Source organism: Nocardia sp. NPDC051990 (assembly GCF_040680755.1).
Taxonomy (GTDB): domain Bacteria; phylum Actinomycetota; class Actinomycetes; order Mycobacteriales; family Mycobacteriaceae; genus Nocardia.
On the sequence record NZ_JBFAXH010000004.1, the window covers coordinates 74,156 to 91,702 of the forward strand.

A 17,547-nucleotide genomic window follows, 5' to 3' on the forward strand; every position below is an offset into this window, starting at 1 on the left:
ACATGCCCAAAGCGCTGCCCGTCATCGACATCACCGCACCCGTCTGCTGCGCCCCCGTGGCCGCCGGACCGGTCGACGACGAAGCCGCCCTGCACGTCGCCCTCCGGCTGAAAGCCCTCGCGGACCCGGTCCGGGTCAAACTCGTGTCTCTGCTGTTGGCCGACCCGGATGCCGGCCGCACCGGCGGTGACCTCGCCGCGGTGGTCGGGTTGTCGGAATCGACTGTCAGCCATCACCTGACCCAGCTCCGCAAGGCTGGGTTCATCGACTCCGAACGCCACGGCATGAGCGTCGTCCACCAGGCCCGCCGCGACGCCCTCGCCGCGCTGTGCACCGTCCTCGACCCCAACTGCTGCCGCTGACTCCCAGCAAGAGTCGATCAGCAAGAGCCCCCGAACTGCCCGGCGCTACTGCAAGGTGAACCCGCATCCGATTGCAGCAATAGCCGCATATCCAGGGCGAGCCGCAGCGAAAACCGTTCCAGAATCCCGGAACCCGCACAGACCCATCTCATTTCATTGCATTCTGCACCACCCGCATCGAAATGAAATGCATTGAAATGAAATGAAATTCAGTGAACACGGGTTATCGGCTGCGGGTCAAGGAAACGATCACTCAGAAGCCGGATGGGTTGTGGCTCGCGCTTTCCCGGCGTGACCAGTGCCTCGTCCGGATTGATTCCTGCGTGAGAATCCGTGCGGGGTGGTTCGGCCTTCAGCGGTGCGGGTGGGGGCGAGGTGGTAGGAGTCGGAACCAGTTTCGATGGTGCGGCCCGCCGGGGCGAGGTGATTGGGGAACGCAGCGCAGAGGTGCGGGTACTGCGAGCGGTCTCGGCGAGTGTCAGAGGTCATCGAGGGGAGCCCATGTCGGCGGTGTTGACCTCGAGAGTGCTCGAGCTTCTAGGTTCGCTGTGTTGTGACAAGCCGGGTGGAAGAGAAGCCGATGATCGACAATCCCGCGTTGAACTTGTTGGCGCGGTACGAGGATGCTTTCAACGCCAACGATGCCGACTCCATGAACGCGTTGTTCTGGGAGGACAGCACCTTCGTCAACTTCGGCGGCGCTCTGGTGACAAGTCGAGACGAGCTGCTCACCGAACAGCGTTTCGTGTTCGCTCCGGGTGGGCCGCTGCACGAGGTCAGCGTCGGGTACCAGCATGAGGTAACCATTGAGCTCACGCCCACGGTCGTACAGATCGTGGCACGGCAGCGCACTCGAGACAGCGTCGATCCGACGCACGATCCGATGCACGGCGTGATCATCCTGACCGTGGAGTTCCGCGACGGTGAAGGGCGAATCCGCACCGGGCAGAACACGCCCGTGAGCACTGGATAGCTGTTCTATTAGCACCACGTCGAGCAACGTACGGCAGGTAATCGGGTAGCCGGATCTTGGAGTTGACGGCGATGTCGCCTTCGGGATCCGGCATACGTGGTCCAGCGGCGGGCGCGGTAGCCCGAAGTTCACCAACTGATACCGCGCGCATCTCCTGAGCTGGGGAGCGGTTGTCGCGATCTACGTGTCTACCTCGGTGTATATCGACGGATGCGTCCTGGAGCGGCGGGTTGCCGGACGGTATAGTCATGAAGCGCTACACCTTGCGCCGACCTGATGCCGTCAACAACGCCGAAGGGACGAGATGCGCATGAGTACACGCAATACGACTAATTTGTTGGCGCAGTTGCACGCCGTCCTCGCTTTGACCAACACCGAAGTCCAAGTCGCCGACACCCGGATCGTGCAGGCCCGCACCGAGGCGGTGCGTCGTGTGTTGTCCGAGAACGCCGATGACGCCCGAGACCGTGCTCGTGCCATCGAGGCAGCCATCCGTGAACTGGGTGGTGTCCCGGAGATGGTTGCCCCGTTCGTGGGACGAGGCGCTGCTGCGGTCAAGGCTGTGGTCGAACAGGCCCAGCCGTTCGACGAGGCCCTGCTCGGTGACCTCGCCCTGGAACATCAGCTCCTCGACCGCGCCCGCTACATCAAGGCCCTGGCAACCACCACCGGGCATTCCGACGTCGTGGCGTTGGCGCAGGAGTTGATCGCCGCGCACACCGCGACCGTGGACTGGTTGACCACCGTCCTGGCCGAGGACGCCCTCGGCGGGCCGGCCGCACTGCGCCGCACCCCGCTGCAAGCAGCCACCGGGACCGCGGTGAAGTTGGTCAACCTTCCTGTCGCCTGGTCCGCGCGCAGCCTCGACCGAGCGCTGGACACCGTCCGTGCGACCCCGCCCGCGCTCGGCGAGCTGCTCGCCCAAAGCACGCGCGCCGGTGATGTCGCCGTCAAAACCCTCGCCGCCTCCCGCGACGCCGCCCTGGCCACCGCCGAGCAGGTCGCCCGCCGCGAGGGCGCCGACTCCGCAGCCGATGCCCTGCGCTCGATCCGCACCGCCACCGGCATCCTCGAACCCGACGAACTGCCCATCGCCGACTACGACGAGTTGAACGTCACCCAAGCCGTCGCCGCGGTCAAGGAACTCACCGAACCCACCGACATCCGAGCCATCGTCGCCTACGAGGAAGCCAACAAGAACCGCAACGGTGTCGTCTCCGCCGCCCAGACCCGACTCGCGGAAATCGCCCACGACATCGCCGGCCTCAGCTGAGGTCGGCGCTGCCCACACTGACGCGGATGCTAGGGGGCGGGATCGAGCAGCTGGCGGCCGTGCACGAGGCGGTGGCCGCCCCAACCGCCGCCCCCTTATCCAGCCGAACGCGGGTAACTAGCGATCGTCCAGCGACGGTAACACCGTTTCACTGATGATCAGCAGCACCGCGGCAGCGACGGGGATGGCGAGCAGGGCACCGACGATCCCGAGCAAGGCACCACCGAGTAGAACCGACACCACCGTCACCACCGCCGGGACCCGCACTGTTCTGCCGATGATTCTGGGCACCAGTACGTAGTCCTCGAACAACCGCAGGACGATGAAGAAGACGATGGTGGCCACCGTGACGGGTAGGGACACGGTGAGGGCGACCAGGGCCACGATGATTCCGGCCAGGGTGGACCCCACCACCGGGATCAAGTCCAGGACGGCAACCAGGACGGCCAGCAATAGCGGATAGGGCACGTCGAAGATCAGCAGCCAGATGAAGGTCAGCACCGCGGTTATCAGCGAAATGACCAGATTGCCCAGGATGTAGCCGCCGACTTTGACGAAGATCTCGTCGCCGATCAGGATCGCTCGAGGTCGGCGCGAGCGCGGAAACAGCCGGTAGATCGAAGTTCGAACCTGTGCGAAATTGGCCATGAAGTAGCCGGTGAGCACCGCGACGATCACCGTGCCGCTGACGATGCTGAATACGAGGCGGCCGGCGCCGAGGACACCACCGGCCAGTTTGGCGGGATCGGACCCGAGCCCTTGCTGGAGTCGGTCCTGCAGATGGAAACGAGTGTTGAGCGTGTCGATGAGTGGATATCGGTGCGCAAGGTGGTCGACGTAATCGGGAGCGTTGTGGACCAGCGCGCTGCCTTGGGTGACCAGCGGAGGTATCGCGGCCGCGAGGAACCCGGCCAGTAAGCCGATCGCGACCAGGAACACGGCGGTCACGGCGGCCCATCGTGGAAACCACGGCCGAACCAACCACGACACCACAGGTTCCAACCCTATTGCCAGGAACAACGCGATGGTGATCAAGACCAGCACTTGACTCACGGCAATCAGCGCTTGGATCGCGCCGTAGGTCACCGCCACTCCGGCCGCGCCTGCCATACCGATCATGAACGGCGATCGCGGATCGAATCGACGCCCCGGCTTGCCCAGCGGGTTCTGCGCCGAGCTGGCCCGCGCCGCCGCCGCTTCCGCGGTAATTATCGGTCCGCCTTCGTCGGGGGTGTGGGGTTGCGCGACCAGGTCCCTGTGGCCCTGCTCCGTCCTGTCGGGGGTTTGGCGCTCGTCGGGTTCTGGGTCGGTATCTTCATTCATGGCATCGACGCCTACGTGCACATGGGCTTAGCACCCGGGTAGCTCCGGGTCCTCTCCCTCATGCGGGCGGGACTCGAATCCATTCGCAGCGCTGCGATGTTCGTGTGCACCATGGTGACCGTTTCGAGTCGGACCGGTTTCATCGGAACCGCCACTCTTTCTCGACCTTTGCATGTCGACCTACCTACAGGCCGGTCCTGGAAACAGCCGCTCACCACGGTCGGATCGCCCCTACACCGACGGCGACGGCATGGTGCGCCTTTGTCTGGTCCGTACGTGTTCGGGAATGCGAATCCCTCGGGATCGATCTTGTCTCCATCTGCGCGACGATCCGCGCTCCGTGCGAACGTCTCAGGTCAAGGTTTGGCAATTCCACGACGGCGGACCACACCGAGCTGGGCTGTTCGTCCTGCTGGAAAAGTCGACTGACCCCCGTGACGCTCGCCGCCAGATCCGTGTCCATCATCGAACGCACACTTGCGGCCATCGCCACGGCCGCGGCTTCGGACATCGCAGGGACATCAGGAACCCGAGTACCCGGCGTTCGACCTCGGCCGAGTACGCAACTATGCCATTGCGAAAAGCCACGATATCGCCTGCGGTCAGTGACTGAGCGATGGGCACGCACCGTCAGCTCGCGCCGCTCGGCCTGCTCGGCGAGCTCAGCCGCTGCGTCCCTATCCGATCAGACGCGGCCGAGCGCTCGCGCCAGTTGGCCCTTGGTCATCTTCGAGCGGCCTTCGATATTGCACTTTTTCGCCTCGTTGTACAGCTGATCGCGGGTCGGGCCCTTCGGGCGATTGGTTCCCGACCGGAGACCACCACGCCGCTGCGGCGACATGTCCCGCACCGAGGTCCCACTGGCGGTATGGGCCTCGCCGGACTGAGCACGGTGCTTGTTCACCGTGCGCGCCGCGATCTCCTCGGCCCGCCGGCTGGACGCACCCTGCTCTTTCTCCGAATCCTTGATGTGCTCGAACTGCCGCTCCCTCTTGTCCGACCATGCCTTCGGCATGTCCATCACCTCCTATATCGCGAATACCCCAACCCAGCCGCCGAAACATCGGTACGCCACGCTCGGTTTCCGACATGCGAAAGACGAATCATGGGGTGACGAGCCGCCCACCCCGCGAATGGGCCTGCCGCCGTTGCCAGTCGTGCGGTGGCGAGCAAAACATGATCGAGTCGCAACTTCGGTAAACGGGGGGTGTGTACATCCTGGATCCCGAGGCGTCTACTGGAACATGCAGCACACGGTTGATCATTGGGTGCACGTTAGGACGCGCGGTGGCAATTGCGCGCATGACCGATACCAGCACGGGAGGGTTTCTGAGCCCCCCGAGTACAGCAGCGAAACCAGGTAGCTGGCCATGATTGTTCTTGGAATCATTCTTCTTGTCGTTGGATTCATATTCAGCATCCCGATCCTGTGGACCATCGGGATCGTGGTTCTCGTCATCGGGCTCGTGTTATTGCTGTTGGGGTCGACGGGCCGTGCCGTCGGCGGCCGACGCCATTACTACTGACCCTTCCGCTTTCGACGCTGAGCATGCTCAGCGTCGGCGGCAGCCGACCCCATGTCAGACCAGCTCCACATGTCATCCCTGCAACACCGTCGAACGGTCATGTGCGGCCCGACCCGCTCGAACTAGCACCGTCAACTCGGCGTGCTCAGCGTCTCGAGGGTGCGTTCTTGGCCAGACTTCAATGGGATGGCGGGATAGCCGCCGCGGTCGATCCGACGCTGCTGGGCCGTTATTACGAACGGTTCGCCGACCATACCGTGCAGGTCGGCGTTCGCACGATCTTCATGTCGGCCGGTGAGTCATTCGGCGACTGGTCTTCATCCGCTGGCGAATGACGCAATCTCGGTGCCCGGTGGTATAAACCGTGCCGACAACATCCGACCATCCATGAACACCGCCGCAACAAACCCACTAAAGAAGGCCTCATCGAGGGCCGATCGACCTAGTCCCCCGACGGGCGTACCAAACCGACCGCGAGCCCGCGCCGCCGCCCGCCGCGATTTGTTTTCGTACCGCCGATACCGCACGCGCGGTACCGGTGGTCAGGCCGAACGCTGATATTCGACAGGATTCGACTCCCTGCAGGCGACTGATCATTCGCGAACACAGAGTGACATACTTCGGAGGTGACCGAGTCTTCGGAACCGCCCACGCCTGTCGCGGCCGAAGGAGTTTTCGCCGCCGGGCAACGCCGGTATGTTGGCGGCTTCCGCTTTTGGTATGCGGACCAGCGCTGGGAGTGGTCCGACGAGGTTGCGCATATGCACGGTTACGAGCCGGGAGCGGTGACACCGACTACCGAGCTTTTGCTGTTGCACAAACATCAGGACGACCGCGCCCAAGTCGCCGATATCATCACCGCCGCGATACAGACCGGTGAGTCGTTCTCCAGCAGGCATCGTCTCATCGACACCGCCGGAAATGAACATCAGGTGATCGTTGTCGCCGATCGATTACTCGACGCCGCAGGCACATTGGTAGGTACAGCAGGTTATTACATCGACGTCACCGACACCCTCGCCGAACAGCGCCAGGAAATTCTCGACGAGGAATTGCCGGAAATCTTCGAGGCACGTGCGGTGATCGAGCAAGCAAAAGGCATATTGATGTATGTCTACCGGATCAATTCCGAGCAAGCATTCCGAGTGCTGCAGTGGCGTTCACAGGAAACCAACGTCAAACTGCGTGCCCTGGCGGCCGCGTTGATCACCGAACTCGATACGTTGCCGATGGGCCCACCGGCGATCCGAAGCCGGTTCGACCATCTACTGCTCACCGTCCACGAGCGGGCCCGAGTCGAAAATGCGTGACCCTTGGGCACCGTACGGAATTGATTACCCTGAAGCGCACTGCCGTCTGTCAGCCGATCGGCCGAGCCGTTGACATTGAACAACTTCGGGGTCGAGTTCACGGTACGTCCCGCACCAATGGCAATCGGTCGAGCCTCCCGCGCCGACTAGGCCACGCAGGACCATCGATTTGGGCGAAACAGGACGATGCCCTCCGATGTCGATGGCCAGACCTGGGTTGTTCGACCGCTTCGCCAGCGCCACTGAACGCCATCGCCGACACACTCGCTGACCTCACGAACGAACTCGGCAGTGACTACCCCGAACTCGGCAACCACCGCACACGCGGTCCACCGCGCTTATGATCGCCGATGCTGTGACGACGTCTCATCAGATTGACACCGTCGATGCTGCTTCCCCCAGGCAGACCGGTGAGTTGTCCACGGAAGAGGCCGAGCAAGCGCAGCAAGCGATCCTGGATCGCATGACCGGTCCGAGGTAGGCCCAATCGACCGGAAGGAGTGACTCACGTGGCCCGCGACACCATTTCCGACGGTTCCGACAATGCTCATTCGGCCTCGAGTGAAAAACCGGCCCTGACCGCGGCGCAAGCCGCCGCGGTGGCGATCGAACGCCTCGCGGAACTGACTTCGAACGAGATCCAGGGCGTCACGAGCCTGGAACCGACGGAGGATGGTTGGCTCGTGGAAATCGAGGTGCTCGAGGATCGCCGCATCCCCTCGTCGGCGGACATCCTGGCCCTCTACGATGTGGAGATCGATTTCGACGAGAATCTGCTGGCCTACCGCAGAACCAAACGCTTCGGCCGCGGCAGCACCGACATCGCCCCGAGGAATCAGCGATGACGGTGGTCGGAGGCGGTTCGTACGCGCCGCAGCTTTACGGGGGCGGGCAGTCCACCAACCTCGCCGACATCCTGGAGCGAGTCCTGGACAAGGGTTTGGTGATCGCGGGCGACATTCAAGTGAATCTCCTCGATATCGAACTGCTCACCATCAAACTAAGGCTGGTGATCGCATCCCTGGAGACGGCCGCGCGCTGGAACGGAAGGCACCGGACCTCGAACTCGAGAACCGGGAACTGCGAAACCGGATCGCCGAATTGGAGGCGGCGAACGACCGCCGTCAACCCATCGAACGCGGCCATGAGCGGAAGAAAGAACGACCGTGACCGGTGGTTTCGCAGTTTGGCTGTACGTCGTGGCGCCTCGCCACGATGGCGAGGCGCATCTGAGCGAGCTGGCCGGAGTTGCGGGCGAGCCGGTGCGGACGCTCGTCTCGGGCGACCTGACGGCAGTCGTCGGCTCGGTGCCGCTGGATGTTTTCGGGGAGCAACCACTACGCCGGAACTTCGAGGATCTGGACTGGTTGGAGGCGACGGCACGGGCACACGACGCGGTCGTGTCGGCCATGGTGCGCCGAGGTCCGACCGTCCCGCTGCGGCTGGCCACCGTCTTCCACGACGACAACCGGGTACGCGCGCTGCTTGATGAGCGGCGAGCGGACTTCGACGCGGCGCTGGAGCTGGTGCGCGGGCGTACCGAGTGGGGCGTACGAGGCTATGGCGATCGCGCTGCCCTCACCGCCGCCGTTGCCGAGGCCGAAGCCGCGGACAAAGCCATGACGCCAGGGGCCGCGTACCTGGCCCGGCGTCGCGCGCAATTGTCCGCACAGGAGACCATAGAACGCGAAGCGGCAGAGCGCGCCGAGGAGATTCACGCGCGTTTGGTTTATCACGCAGCGGCAGGACGACGTCAGCCGCTGACCGACCCGGCGGTAAGCGGCCGACGGGATTGGATGGTGCTGAACGGGACATACCTCGTGGACGACGACCGCACCGACGACTTCACCGCGACCGTCACGACGCTCGGCGCCGAATTTCCCGGCATCCGGCTCGAACTCACCGGCCCCTGGCCGCCGTATTCGTTCGCCGGCGTCCAACGAGGGCCGACATGATTCGGGCCGACCACACCGTCGACACCGACCGCCGCGTCGCGCTGGTCGACCTACTGGATCGGGTGCTGGCCGGTGGCGTGGTCATAACTGGCGACGTCAAACTCGCCATCGCTGACGTCGACCTGGTCCAGATCTCGTTACGAGCCCTCATCTCCTCGATCAGCACCCTGTATCCGCCGGTCGGGTCCGCGCCGCGCGATGTGCTGGAACCAGCCGATGACTGAATTCGGCGGCATCCCTCCACGAATCGACACCGATCCGGAATCCGTCGAGCGCGGGTTGGTCACCCTCGTCCTCACCTTGATGGAGCTCCTGCGGCAACTGATGGAGCGGCAAGCGCTACGCCGCGTAGACGCAGGTGATCTCACCGACTCCCAGATCGAACGCATCGGCACTACCCTGATGCTGCTTGAACAACGCATGGACGAACTACGTGACCATTTCGGACTCACTCCGGAAGACCTCAATATCGATCTCGGCCCTCTCGGCCCCCTCCTCCCTCACGATTCGATCGATCGCTCATACGAGTGACCATGACGGACAAATCGCTACGCGCATTACGCCTGTGTTTCCTCCCAGGTCGCGGGACAAGCTCGGCCGATCCGTGTGGCAAACACCTGGCAGCCATGACCTGGGGGCACCTCGCCGCAAGTTTCGTGTGGTTCAACGTGCTGGAGCGGGGTAAGCGGGCAGTATCAGCCGACTACGCGAATATGGGAGGTAAATGCTATGGCCGAGCACAAGAGTGGTCCCCGCGAAGCCGCCGAGGGCGTCGTCGAGGACGTCAAGGGAAAGATCAAGGAAGCCACCGGAGCCGTCACCGGCGACGATGATCTGCGAAATGAGGGCCGTGCGCAGCAGGACAAAGCCGAATCCCAACGCGATGCCGCACGCAAGGAAGCTGAGGCCGAGAAAGAGCGCGGCGAAGCAGCTGCGCACGAGGCGCGGCAGCGCACTCGTCAACACGACCGGTAACGACACCAGCTGCAGCGCTACAGGTCGCCGAGATCTGAGTCCGTCGGTAGCCGTTGTGCATAAGGGCACTGAACGGAATTGATTACCGCCGCGCCAGTTCGCGCCACGGCGGGTCCGTCGTGAGCTGGTCATCGAGGTTGATGCCCCAGCAGTCCGGCTTCGGCGAACTCAGTCAGCCAGCCTCGCATCGGCCACCAGCCCAGCGGCGGTAAAGCACGGCGTTGTCAAAGATTTCGGATTTCGGCAAGGTGTTCTACCGGTGGGATCCGCGCCGCTGGTTGTGGACCATTCGCGTGCGCCTTTGCTGGAAGCGTTGGCCGAGTATCACCACCTCGGCCGCTAATTGTGCAGCAGGACCGGCCGACGTTGATCCGGCGTATCGCCCTTGCACTTGGCCTCGATCGACCGCCACAGCCTCGCACGCGAGCTTGGCTTTCCGGCGATTCGTCCACGACGAAGTCGCCCAGGACGTGGTTTGGTCTTGGCCGACCCGCCGACCCGCCGACCCGCCGACCCGCCGACCCGCCGACCCGCCGACCCGCCGACCCGCCGACCCGGACCGGGTCTCAGCCTAGCCTTCGAACGGTCTTCGACATCGTCACCGTCTTGGCTCGAACGGGAGTCACCGCCGTGGTCGAGGCGGCGCTGCCGGGCAAGCACCAAGCCCCTGAAGTGCGAAGCAGTGATCATTTCGTGCGGTTGATGGCGTCTTTGGCGCGGTCCATCATGGCCGCGAATGGTCCGACGAGCAGATTGGCGCTCGCGGACTCGACGCCGGGGTGCGGATGTGTCGGCGCCATGGCCTCTGCGAATTTCACCGCCGTGCGGAGACGCGCCAGCTCGTCGGGTTCCAGCTCGGAACGCAACCGGTTGAACTCCTCGTGCTCCTCATGGTCGGCGTGTGCGATCACCCCGTCGCGCAGGGCCGCAAGCTTGGCGTCGAACTCGGGAGAATCGATATCAACCGCTTCGATATCGGCGAGCTGGCGCTTGGCTTTGTTCTCTTCCTCGAGACGCGCCTCGATGATGTCGGCGCCGTCGTGGACTTCTCGCCGGAAGCGCGGGTGGATGATTTCTTCCTCGGCGGTTTCGTGGACCGCCAGCAAGCGGCGCAGTTCGTAGAACTTCTGCTCCCGCTGTTCCGCCGTTGGGGCCTGCTGGACCTCGGCGAACAGTTCGCGGATGCGCATGTGCTGCTCGATCAGGAACGTGACGACATCATCGGTGGTGTTGATCGACGTTGCTTCCACGATCGTCTCCTTGGACACGTAGTACGGTCAGCGCGAATTGCGCTGCTGCGGCCTTACCCATGGAAGGAGACAGCAAACACATCGCGAGGCCGACCAACTGGTCTCCAGTGCCTCGGTCCGTTGTCCGGAGTCGCGGCTCGCGCCTGCGCATATCCGACCAGAAGTTCGTAACCCCGACGTGGCTTGACCGACAGGTGACCGGGTAGTTCCGGGCGGAAGAGACCAGTTGGAAGGGAGGGTGTATGGGGCAGGTTCCGCATTACCCGCTGTTCGTGGTCGTTACCCATGGGCTGAACATCCTGTTCGTCACCTTGCTCATGCGCTCAGGCGTCGAGGTGTTGTCGTCGATGCCGAAGCTGTACTGGAGCGATGGCTGTCCGTCAGGCCGGGAGTGGCTTCGGCTGTCCGGCAAGAACTTCGGCGCCGATTCGCGCCGGCCGTGGGTCTCGTTGGACGAAGAGGAGTCCTGGCATCCGGTTATCGCGCTGCCGGGGCGCAAAAATTTGGGTCTGGGGCGGATTCGGTGATCCGCCGATCCGGCCCGCGCGTTGGTCATCGACGAACTGCACGAGGCACTCGGCGAACTGGAGATCATGCTCGCCGACGGCGACGGGCCGGTCCACTGCTGGTGACCGCGACGGAACGCCTCGTTTTATGGTGTCGGCGCGTCCCACACCGGGAACCAGCGTTCGAGGTCCGGCTCGATCGGCAACTCGCCGGACAGGGCAGCACGGACCTGTAATTCGAGGGTGTTGTCACGGCGTCGTCCGGGCAGGGGTGCGAACGGATAGAACGTGCCGCGCTTGAACAGGTACACCAGACCGAGGCGATGCCGTGCCGGGACCCCGGGTCCGTCGAACCCGATGACAGTGCACAGCAGGTTCGGTCCGAAACCGTTATCGGACAGAGTGGAATTGATCGCATGCAGTCCGGTCACCAGGGCAGCCGGATCGGTTTCGTCCTGCCGGCAGACGATCCAGGTGTAGTCGTACTCGTCGCGAGTCACCGTGACGGTGATGCTCGGCTCCAGATGCAGCACGTCGAGGATCTCGTCCTGGGATCGCCGCGCACCGGCACCTTCGGCCTGCTCGAAGGCGACGGCACCGGCCCCGGTGGGCCGCAGATCGAGCGCCGCCTGCAGGGTGTAGGCCGCCGATGGGATCGCAAACAGTGCGTCCAGATTCGGCTGCACCGGCTTCGTGCGACCCAGCAGGGCATCGAAGAACCCCACCTGCCTCACCCTTGCGCGCCGAGTTCGGTGGCGATGCGGGCGAGTTGGTCGAGGCGCTGCTGCAGGCTGGGATGTGTCGACAGCAGCAGTGACAGGCTGGCACCGGCGCCGAGCGCGGGGGCGAAGAAGAACGCGTTGAAGGGCTGTTCAGCGCGCAGATCCCGGCTCGGGATGCGGGCGATGTCGCCACTGACCTTGGTCAGCGCCGAGGCGAGTGCGGACGGGCGGCCGGTGAGGATGGCGCCGGCACGGTCGGCGGCGAGCTCCCGATACCGCGACAGGGCGCGGATCAACAGGAAACTGACGGCGTAGACGACCGCCGACACCACCATCACTGCCAACACAACCAGGAATAGATTATCCCCGCGCCGGTCCCGCCCTCCGCCGCCGAACATGGTGGAGTACAGCGTGAACCGTGCCACGAGACCGGCGAGCACGCCCAGGAACGACGCGGTGGTCATCACCACCACGTCGCGGTGCGCGACATGTGAAAGTTCATGCGCCAGAACACCGTTGAGCTCGTCGGCATCCAGTCGACGCAGGATGCCGGTGGTCACGACGACAACCGCGCGGCGTGGGCTGCGGCCGGTGGCGAACGCGTTGGGCATGTCCATGTCGGCGATCGCGATCTGCGGTTTGGGCATGTTCGCCGTCGCGCACAGCCGGTCGATGACACCGTGCAGTTCTGGTGCCTGCTCGGGGGTGACGATGCGGGCGCGCATGGCATACAAGGCGATCCGGTCGGCGAACCAGAACTGCGCGAACAGCAGCACGCCCACGATCAACACGATCACGATCCACGACTTGATCAGCGCCACCAGTGCCGCGATGAATGCGACATAGATCAGTCCGAGCAGGAACATGGTCAGTCCCATGCGCGTGGTCAGCTGATGATCGGGGCGGAAACGAGTGCGCATGGCTATCCCGGGATCAGCCCGTCGTCGCGCAGCATCGCCCGAACTTCGGCCAGTTCGGTGTCCGCGGACGGCAATACCAGATCGGAGCTGACCAAGGCGTCGGCGGCGACCGGCGTGCCCCGGCGCCGGACCGCGTTGACCAGCTGCCGCAGCACACGTGCGAACGCGGCATCATCGCCGAGGGCGTCCGCGTGCAGCAGTTGGTCATCGAATTCGTTGAGTTCATCGACCTCGGTGTCGCCGAGGGTGTACTGGCCCTCGCCCAGGATGCGGATGATCATGACCCGGACCTTTCATGCGTGGGTGCCTCGAGGGCTGGGCCGACCGCGTTCTTCAGTTGTGCCAGTTCGGCATCCACGCTGCTGCCGCGTCCGGCGTCCAGTGCGGCCTGGATGTCGTCGCGCTGTCCGGGCACCACGGTGGCGTCGTCGAGTGCGCCGGAGGCGATCAGTTCGTCGAGCGCGGCCGCCCGCGAGGTCATCTGCGCCGTCTTGTCCTCGGCCCGTTGGATCGCCAGCCCGACATCGCCCATCTCCTCGGAGATGCCGGTGACCGCCTCGCTGATCTTGCTCTGGGCTTCGGCGGCGGTGTAGGTGGCCTTGATGGTTTCCTTGCGGGTGCGGAATGCCTCCACCTTCGCCTGCAACCGTTGTGCGGCGGTGGTGAGTTTGGTTTCCTGTGCTGCGAGGTCGTCATACTGCGGCCGCAGCTGTTCGATCTGGGCGAGTGTGGCCGCGCGGCGGGTCAGTGCCTCGCGGGCCAGGTCGTCGCGGCCCTGGGTCACGGCTTGCTGTGCTTGGCCCTGCAGCTTGTCGGCGGCGGACCGCAGCTGGTTCTCCTGCAGTTCGATGCGCTTGCGGCTGGTGGCCACATCGGCCAGACCACGCCGCACCTGGGCGAGCATCTCCAGCTGCCGCTGATACGAATAGTCCAGGACCTCGCGCGGGTCCTCGCTGCGGTCGAGGATTTTGTTCGCCTTCACCCGGAACAATATGGCCAGACGTTTGCTGATACTCATGACCGTCCACCCTCTCGTGCGGTTGCCTCGATACCTCCCACCGTCGTCGCCGGGTGCCCGACCGTGCTAGGGCCTTATGTGCCCTTGGACCGGGTCCTCCGTCAGCTCATCTGGTTCTTGGTTCATCCCAGCCCTCATCGCAGTGCGCGTGGTTGGTGTTCGAGCGGCGATGCCGGCCAGGCGGAGGTGGGTGGCTGTCGTTCGTCGGCTGGATCGCGGTCGGGTCCGATCTAGCCACATGAGCTATCGGGTGCACGAAATTTCACCCAGTTCCGCCGATGTGTGGTAGCCGTCGCAGGACCGCCGAACTCCAACCTCCCGCAATACATTTGAGCCGATTCCATACGACTCGGTCGGCACACCTGCCTCAGTCGTCAACCCGTCCGTGCGGCCGAGGGCGGTAATGCGGTCGATTTCCTGGTCGCTCAACTTCTTGCCCGAGCATCTGCTGTGATCGACCATGCCGGTGAACTCTGGCTCACTGCCCGGTCGCCGACCGGTGTACGACGGTGGCCGGGAACTTCTTCCACGATGTTCCATCCGGTGCCGACGTGTACGTGCTTTCGCACATCCTGCACGACTGGGACGACGAGGAGTGCCGCACCATCTTGCGCACCTGCGCTGCTGCGATGACCACCGCGAGCCGGCTGCTGATCGTCGAAGCGGTCCTGCCCGACAACGACGGCACCGCGCATCCCGCGCGGATGTTGGACCTTGTCATGCTCGCCGTCCTGGCCGGCCGAGAACGCACTCTCGGGGAGTACCAGCGGATACTTCACCCCGCAGGCCTGCGACTCCAGCGAGTGTCGTCGACCGGTTCCTCGGTGAGCGTGCTGGAATGCGTCGTCGTCTAGTGGTGGTGGATATGGGCGGCTCAGGCCCGGGCCCACCCGCGAAGGCGACGGTCACACCTCTTCTTCCTCCCCGGCCGCACCGGTGACGCCATCATCGAATACCTGATCGGCATGATGGTCCTCGACGGCGTTGCTCGCAATAGCTTCACATGGCGCTGTAATGGTCGGCGATCTCGTCACTGGTGGTGAGCCATATGCCCGGATGGTTCGCCACATAGGCCAAGGCCTGCTCCAGATATTTGATGCGGAAGGCTTGGCCGATGACAAAGGGGTGCAGCGCGAGAGCCATGACGCGGCCGCTGTCGGCGGACTCCTCGTAGAGCCGGTCCAGTTGGTCCTTGACGATCTGCACGAAATCCGCACCGCGCAAACCGGTTCCGAGGAACAGGCTGTTGTCGTTGAGTTCGACCGAGTACGGAACGCTCAGCAGTCCTGGCACAGTGAGCCGATACGGCTGATCGTCATTGGTCCAGTCCAGGATGTATCCGAGGCCGAGCTCGGCCAGCAGTTCCGGGGTGTGGAAGGTCTCGGTGAGCGCGGGACCCATCCAGCCGTGCGGACGGCGGCCGGTCGCGCGTTCGATGGTTTCGACGATATCGGTGAGGTAGGCGCGCTCGTCATCGACAGACATATCGGCCTGGAAGATCGAATTGTTCTTGCCGTGCGCCAACCAGCTCCAGTTCCGCTCCCGCCCGGCGGCGATGATCTGCGGATTATGGTGTGCGACATCGGAGTTGAGCAGGGCGCTGGCGCGGATGCCGAACTTGTCCAGCGCTTGGATGACCCGCCAGATGCCGACTCGTGGGCCGTAATCGCGCCAACCGTAGTTCAGCGGATCCGGGGTGAGGGCGGCGGTGCCGGGGAAGATGCTGGTCGAGGGCCGGTCCACCTGGTAATGCTCGACATTGAGCCCGACGTAGAACGCGACGCGGGCGCCGTTCGGCCAGTGAATCGGTGCGCGGTCGACGATCGGGTTGTAGTCGAAGAGTGCGTTGTCCATGCCGTCTATGTTGGAACCATCACATACATGTGAAGGTCAAGGTGGAATCCAATGCGGATCGGAGAACTGTCGGAGCGCACTGGCACCTCGCGGCGGCTACTGCGCTACTACGAGGAACAGGGCCTCATCGCTGCCGACCGCTGTGCCAACGGCTATCGCAATTACGACGACCGCTTCGTCGACCGAGTTGGGCAGATCCGCGGCCTGCTCGATGCAGGCCTGCCGACCCGCATCATCAAACAGATCCTGCCCTGCCTGGACAAGCCGCGCACCATCTACTTTCCGGACGCGACCCCGGAAATGCTGGCCACCCTGGAACGCGAACGCGACCGCATGTCCGACCGCATCCGCTGCCTGTCCCGCAACCGCGACGCCATCGCCGAATACCTCGAGGCAGTCCGCACGAACGTATGCTCGAATGGCGCTTCGCACACCGGCCCGTCCGTACCGGATCCGCGCCACAATTCTGACCAGCGGATTCTTCGAGAACCTGTTGACTCCCAATGAGAACCTGTTCTAATTTTTGGCATGCGTAGATTTGACGGCCGTCGCGTATTGGTCACCGGGGCGGGATCGGGTATCGGGCAGGGGATTGCCCTGCGGCTGCTCGATGAGGGGGCGACGCTGGTCGCCGCCGATATCGATGCGGCCGGCCTGGAGAGCACCGCGACGAAGGCAGGGGATGCGGCCGAGCGGCTGCGCACCGTGCAGGTGAATATCGCCGATATAGAGTCGGTGCGCGCTGCGACGGGTGAGGCGGTCGAATTCCTCGGCGGTCTGGATGTGCTGGTGAACGCGGCGGGCATTCTGCGGCCCGCGCGCACCGATGAGATGCCGCTCGAGGTATGGAATCAGGTGATCGGGGTCAATCTCACCGGGACCTTCCTGATGACCCAGAGCGCGTTGCCCGCACTGTTGGAGACCGGTCACGGTGTTGTGGTGAATCTCTCGTCGACCGCGGCCTTCAGTGCGGCGCCCTATCTGGCGTCGTATGCCGCGTCGAAGGGTGGGGTGAACGCCTTCACCCACGCGATCGCGCTGGAGTACGCCAAACAGGGGTTGCGCGCGGTGAATATCGTGCCCGCGGGCATCACCAGTGGGATCACCACCAAGTCCATCCTCGATCAGCCGGAGGGTTTCGACCCGAAGCTGTTCTCGCGCTTGACCGGCTGGCTCAATGGCGGTGCGCTCGGCAGTCCGGAGGATATCGCCGGTGTGGTCGCCATGGTCGCCTCCGACGACGGCCGCTATATGACCGGCACCGAGATCCGCGTCGATGGTGGGGCCCTGATGTAGTCAGGCAGGGAGCGCGACGAGTAGGTGATGCGGAATCGGCGGGTTGGGCGCTTGGCGATTGTCGACGGTGCAGCCCGCGCCCTCCAGCGCGGCAATCACCTCGGCCACCGGCCGCAGTGTGAAACCGTGTGCGGTGAACGGCATTTTCGCCATCGCGTCCGGATCGCCGAATACCGACGACCATGCGGCCACCGGGACGGACGACGTGTGCGAGTTCGGCGCAGGCGGCGGCCAGATCCGGCACGAAGTAGATATTGACGGTGATCGCGGCATCGGCCAGCGGC

General features: G+C 64.2%; 24 protein-coding genes and 1 pseudogene. 16 read left to right on the forward strand and 9 right to left on the reverse strand.

What is annotated here, in order from left to right; genetic code table 11:
- Positions 1-2: 2 nt before the first annotated feature.
- The 3 genes from AB0L63_RS09425 to AB0L63_RS09435 all read left to right on the forward strand — a co-directional run bounded on the left by AB0L63_RS09425 (position 3) and on the right by AB0L63_RS09435 (position 2,608).
- Positions 3-362: an Rv2640c family ArsR-like transcriptional regulator gene (locus AB0L63_RS09425; RefSeq protein ID WP_364497092.1), complete on the forward strand. Its 360-nt coding sequence runs from the start codon at positions 3-5 to the stop codon at positions 360-362.
- 580 nt (positions 363-942) lie between these two features.
- Positions 943-1,335 carry an SgcJ/EcaC family oxidoreductase gene (locus AB0L63_RS09430; protein WP_364497095.1) on the forward strand — a complete coding sequence of 131 codons (393 nt, stop codon included), beginning with the start codon at positions 943-945 and terminating at the stop codon, positions 1,333-1,335.
- A gap of 310 nt (positions 1,336-1,645) precedes the next feature.
- On the forward strand, positions 1,646-2,608 hold the full coding sequence (locus tag AB0L63_RS09435; protein ID WP_364497098.1) for a ferritin-like domain-containing protein: 963 nt from the start codon (positions 1,646-1,648) through the stop codon (positions 2,606-2,608).
- Between the two features lie 117 nt (positions 2,609-2,725).
- Here the strand turns inward: AB0L63_RS09435 and AB0L63_RS09440 are convergent, their stop codons facing one another.
- Complete coding sequence (locus tag AB0L63_RS09440) at positions 2,726-3,931, reverse strand: AI-2E family transporter (RefSeq protein WP_364497101.1); 1,206 nt, start codon at positions 3,929-3,931, stop codon at positions 2,726-2,728.
- A 685-nt stretch (positions 3,932-4,616) separates the two neighbouring features.
- Entirely contained in the window at positions 4,617-4,946 is a 330-nt protein-coding gene (locus tag AB0L63_RS09445; RefSeq protein WP_364497103.1) for a plasmid stabilization protein, read from the reverse strand.
- Positions 4,947-5,301: 355 nt separating this feature from the next.
- Between AB0L63_RS09445 and AB0L63_RS09450 the strand changes: the two genes are divergently transcribed.
- From AB0L63_RS09450 to AB0L63_RS09490, 9 genes and pseudogenes are all read left to right on the forward strand, one after another.
- The gene (locus tag AB0L63_RS09450) at positions 5,302-5,457 is read left to right on the forward strand and encodes a DUF6131 family protein (RefSeq protein ID WP_245672648.1); all 156 of its coding nucleotides are present in this window, start codon (positions 5,302-5,304) and stop codon (positions 5,455-5,457) included.
- 167 nt (positions 5,458-5,624) lie between these two features.
- The gene (locus AB0L63_RS09455) at positions 5,625-5,792 is read left to right on the forward strand and encodes a hypothetical protein (protein ID WP_364497106.1); all 168 of its coding nucleotides are present in this window, start codon (positions 5,625-5,627) and stop codon (positions 5,790-5,792) included.
- 291 nt (positions 5,793-6,083) lie between these two features.
- Entirely contained in the window at positions 6,084-6,767 is a 684-nt protein-coding gene (locus AB0L63_RS09460) for a PAS and ANTAR domain-containing protein (RefSeq protein WP_364497109.1), read from the forward strand.
- A 509-nt stretch (positions 6,768-7,276) separates the two neighbouring features.
- Positions 7,277-7,612: a gas vesicle protein GvpO gene (gvpO, locus tag AB0L63_RS09465; RefSeq protein WP_364497112.1), complete on the forward strand. Its 336-nt coding sequence runs from the start codon at positions 7,277-7,279 to the stop codon at positions 7,610-7,612.
- Positions 7,609-7,937: pseudogene (locus tag AB0L63_RS09470) on the forward strand (gas vesicle protein). The gene gvpO and the pseudogene AB0L63_RS09470 overlap by 4 nt, the downstream one beginning before the upstream one ends.
- A gap of 20 nt (positions 7,938-7,957) precedes the next feature.
- The gene (locus tag AB0L63_RS09475; RefSeq protein WP_364498137.1) at positions 7,958-8,722 is read left to right on the forward strand and encodes a GvpL/GvpF family gas vesicle protein; all 765 of its coding nucleotides are present in this window, start codon (positions 7,958-7,960) and stop codon (positions 8,720-8,722) included.
- The gene (locus AB0L63_RS09480; RefSeq protein WP_364497115.1) at positions 8,719-8,946 is read left to right on the forward strand and encodes a gas vesicle protein; all 228 of its coding nucleotides are present in this window, start codon (positions 8,719-8,721) and stop codon (positions 8,944-8,946) included. Before AB0L63_RS09475 ends, AB0L63_RS09480 begins: the two co-directional genes overlap by 4 nt.
- On the forward strand, positions 8,939-9,253 hold the full coding sequence (locus AB0L63_RS09485) for a gas vesicle protein K (protein ID WP_364497118.1): 315 nt from the start codon (positions 8,939-8,941) through the stop codon (positions 9,251-9,253). Before AB0L63_RS09480 ends, AB0L63_RS09485 begins: the two co-directional genes overlap by 8 nt.
- Before the next feature lie 198 nt (positions 9,254-9,451).
- Entirely contained in the window at positions 9,452-9,697 is a 246-nt protein-coding gene (locus AB0L63_RS09490) for a CsbD family protein (protein WP_364497121.1), read from the forward strand.
- Positions 9,698-10,383: 686 nt separating this feature from the next.
- Here AB0L63_RS09490 and AB0L63_RS09495 read toward each other — a convergent pair.
- Complete coding sequence (locus tag AB0L63_RS09495) at positions 10,384-10,947, reverse strand: hemerythrin domain-containing protein (protein WP_364497124.1); 564 nt, start codon at positions 10,945-10,947, stop codon at positions 10,384-10,386.
- 242 nt (positions 10,948-11,189) lie between these two features.
- On the opposite strand from AB0L63_RS09495, the gene AB0L63_RS09500 reads away from it, so the two are divergent.
- Entirely contained in the window at positions 11,190-11,474 is a 285-nt protein-coding gene (locus AB0L63_RS09500) for a hypothetical protein (protein ID WP_364497127.1), read from the forward strand.
- A 125-nt stretch (positions 11,475-11,599) separates the two neighbouring features.
- On the opposite strand, the gene AB0L63_RS09505 is transcribed toward AB0L63_RS09500, so the two are convergent.
- From AB0L63_RS09505 to AB0L63_RS09520, 4 genes are read right to left on the reverse strand one after another with little or no spacing between them, the layout of a single operon-like run.
- Positions 11,600-12,178: a hypothetical protein gene (locus AB0L63_RS09505; protein ID WP_364497130.1), complete on the reverse strand. Its 579-nt coding sequence runs from the start codon at positions 12,176-12,178 to the stop codon at positions 11,600-11,602.
- Positions 12,179-12,183: 5 nt separating this feature from the next.
- A complete protein-coding gene (gene htpX, locus AB0L63_RS09510) occupies positions 12,184-13,095 on the reverse strand; it encodes a zinc metalloprotease HtpX (protein WP_364497132.1) in 912 nt (303 codons plus the stop codon).
- Between the two features lie 2 nt (positions 13,096-13,097).
- Positions 13,098-13,376, reverse strand: coding sequence for a hypothetical protein (locus tag AB0L63_RS09515; protein WP_364497135.1), 279 nt, complete (start codon positions 13,374-13,376; stop codon positions 13,098-13,100).
- Entirely contained in the window at positions 13,373-14,113 is a 741-nt protein-coding gene (locus tag AB0L63_RS09520; protein WP_364497137.1) for a PspA/IM30 family protein, read from the reverse strand. The genes AB0L63_RS09515 and AB0L63_RS09520 overlap by 4 nt, the downstream gene beginning before the upstream one ends.
- 473 nt (positions 14,114-14,586) lie before the next feature.
- Here AB0L63_RS09520 and AB0L63_RS09525 point away from each other — a divergent pair, with 473 nt between their 5' ends.
- Positions 14,587-14,967: a methyltransferase gene (locus AB0L63_RS09525; RefSeq protein ID WP_364498140.1), complete on the forward strand. Its 381-nt coding sequence runs from the start codon at positions 14,587-14,589 to the stop codon at positions 14,965-14,967.
- 145 nt (positions 14,968-15,112) lie between these two features.
- Here the strand turns inward: AB0L63_RS09525 and AB0L63_RS09530 are convergent, their stop codons facing one another.
- Entirely contained in the window at positions 15,113-15,967 is an 855-nt protein-coding gene (locus AB0L63_RS09530; RefSeq protein WP_364497140.1) for a polysaccharide deacetylase family protein, read from the reverse strand.
- A 51-nt stretch (positions 15,968-16,018) separates the two neighbouring features.
- Here AB0L63_RS09530 and AB0L63_RS09535 point away from each other — a divergent pair, with 51 nt between their 5' ends.
- Complete coding sequence (locus AB0L63_RS09535; RefSeq protein ID WP_364497143.1) at positions 16,019-16,474, forward strand: MerR family transcriptional regulator; 456 nt, start codon at positions 16,019-16,021, stop codon at positions 16,472-16,474.
- A gap of 21 nt (positions 16,475-16,495) precedes the next feature.
- The gene (locus AB0L63_RS09540) at positions 16,496-17,263 is read left to right on the forward strand and encodes an SDR family NAD(P)-dependent oxidoreductase (protein WP_364497146.1); all 768 of its coding nucleotides are present in this window, start codon (positions 16,496-16,498) and stop codon (positions 17,261-17,263) included.
- Here the strand turns inward: AB0L63_RS09540 and AB0L63_RS09545 are convergent, their stop codons facing one another.
- Positions 17,264-17,455 carry a hypothetical protein gene (locus tag AB0L63_RS09545; protein WP_364497148.1) on the reverse strand — a complete coding sequence of 64 codons (192 nt, stop codon included), beginning with the start codon at positions 17,453-17,455 and terminating at the stop codon, positions 17,264-17,266.
- Between the last annotated feature and the right edge of the window lie 92 nt (positions 17,456-17,547).

Bases quoted from the DNA above. Each gene is read 5' to 3' on its own strand.
- htpX (WP_364497132.1), bottom strand. From the start codon at position 13,095: ATGCGCACTCGTTTCCGCCCCGATCATCAGCTGACCACGCGCATGGGA.
- AB0L63_RS09450 (WP_245672648.1), top strand. From the start codon at position 5,302: ATGATTGTTCTTGGAATCATTCTTCTTGTCGTTGGATTCATATTCAGC.
- AB0L63_RS09445 (WP_364497103.1), bottom strand. From the start codon at position 4,946: ATGCCGAAGGCATGGTCGGACAAGAGGGAGCGGCAGTTCGAGCACATC.
- AB0L63_RS09540 (WP_364497146.1), top strand. From the start codon at position 16,496: ATGCGTAGATTTGACGGCCGTCGCGTATTGGTCACCGGGGCGGGATCG.
- AB0L63_RS09500 (WP_364497127.1), top strand. From the start codon at position 11,190: ATGGGGCAGGTTCCGCATTACCCGCTGTTCGTGGTCGTTACCCATGGG.
- AB0L63_RS09515 (WP_364497135.1), bottom strand. From the start codon at position 13,376: ATGATCATCCGCATCCTGGGCGAGGGCCAGTACACCCTCGGCGACACC.
- AB0L63_RS09535 (WP_364497143.1), top strand. From the start codon at position 16,019: ATGCGGATCGGAGAACTGTCGGAGCGCACTGGCACCTCGCGGCGGCTA.
- AB0L63_RS09435 (WP_364497098.1), top strand. From the start codon at position 1,646: ATGAGTACACGCAATACGACTAATTTGTTGGCGCAGTTGCACGCCGTC.
- AB0L63_RS09485 (WP_364497118.1), top strand. From the start codon at position 8,939: ATGACTGAATTCGGCGGCATCCCTCCACGAATCGACACCGATCCGGAA.
- AB0L63_RS09440 (WP_364497101.1), bottom strand. From the start codon at position 3,931: ATGAATGAAGATACCGACCCAGAACCCGACGAGCGCCAAACCCCCGAC.
- AB0L63_RS09480 (WP_364497115.1), top strand. From the start codon at position 8,719: ATGATTCGGGCCGACCACACCGTCGACACCGACCGCCGCGTCGCGCTG.
- AB0L63_RS09490 (WP_364497121.1), top strand. From the start codon at position 9,452: ATGGCCGAGCACAAGAGTGGTCCCCGCGAAGCCGCCGAGGGCGTCGTC.
- AB0L63_RS09425 (WP_364497092.1), top strand. From the start codon at position 3: ATGCCCAAAGCGCTGCCCGTCATCGACATCACCGCACCCGTCTGCTGC.
- AB0L63_RS09530 (WP_364497140.1), bottom strand. From the start codon at position 15,967: ATGGACAACGCACTCTTCGACTACAACCCGATCGTCGACCGCGCACCG.
- AB0L63_RS09520 (WP_364497137.1), bottom strand. From the start codon at position 14,113: ATGAGTATCAGCAAACGTCTGGCCATATTGTTCCGGGTGAAGGCGAAC.
- AB0L63_RS09430 (WP_364497095.1), top strand. From the start codon at position 943: ATGATCGACAATCCCGCGTTGAACTTGTTGGCGCGGTACGAGGATGCT.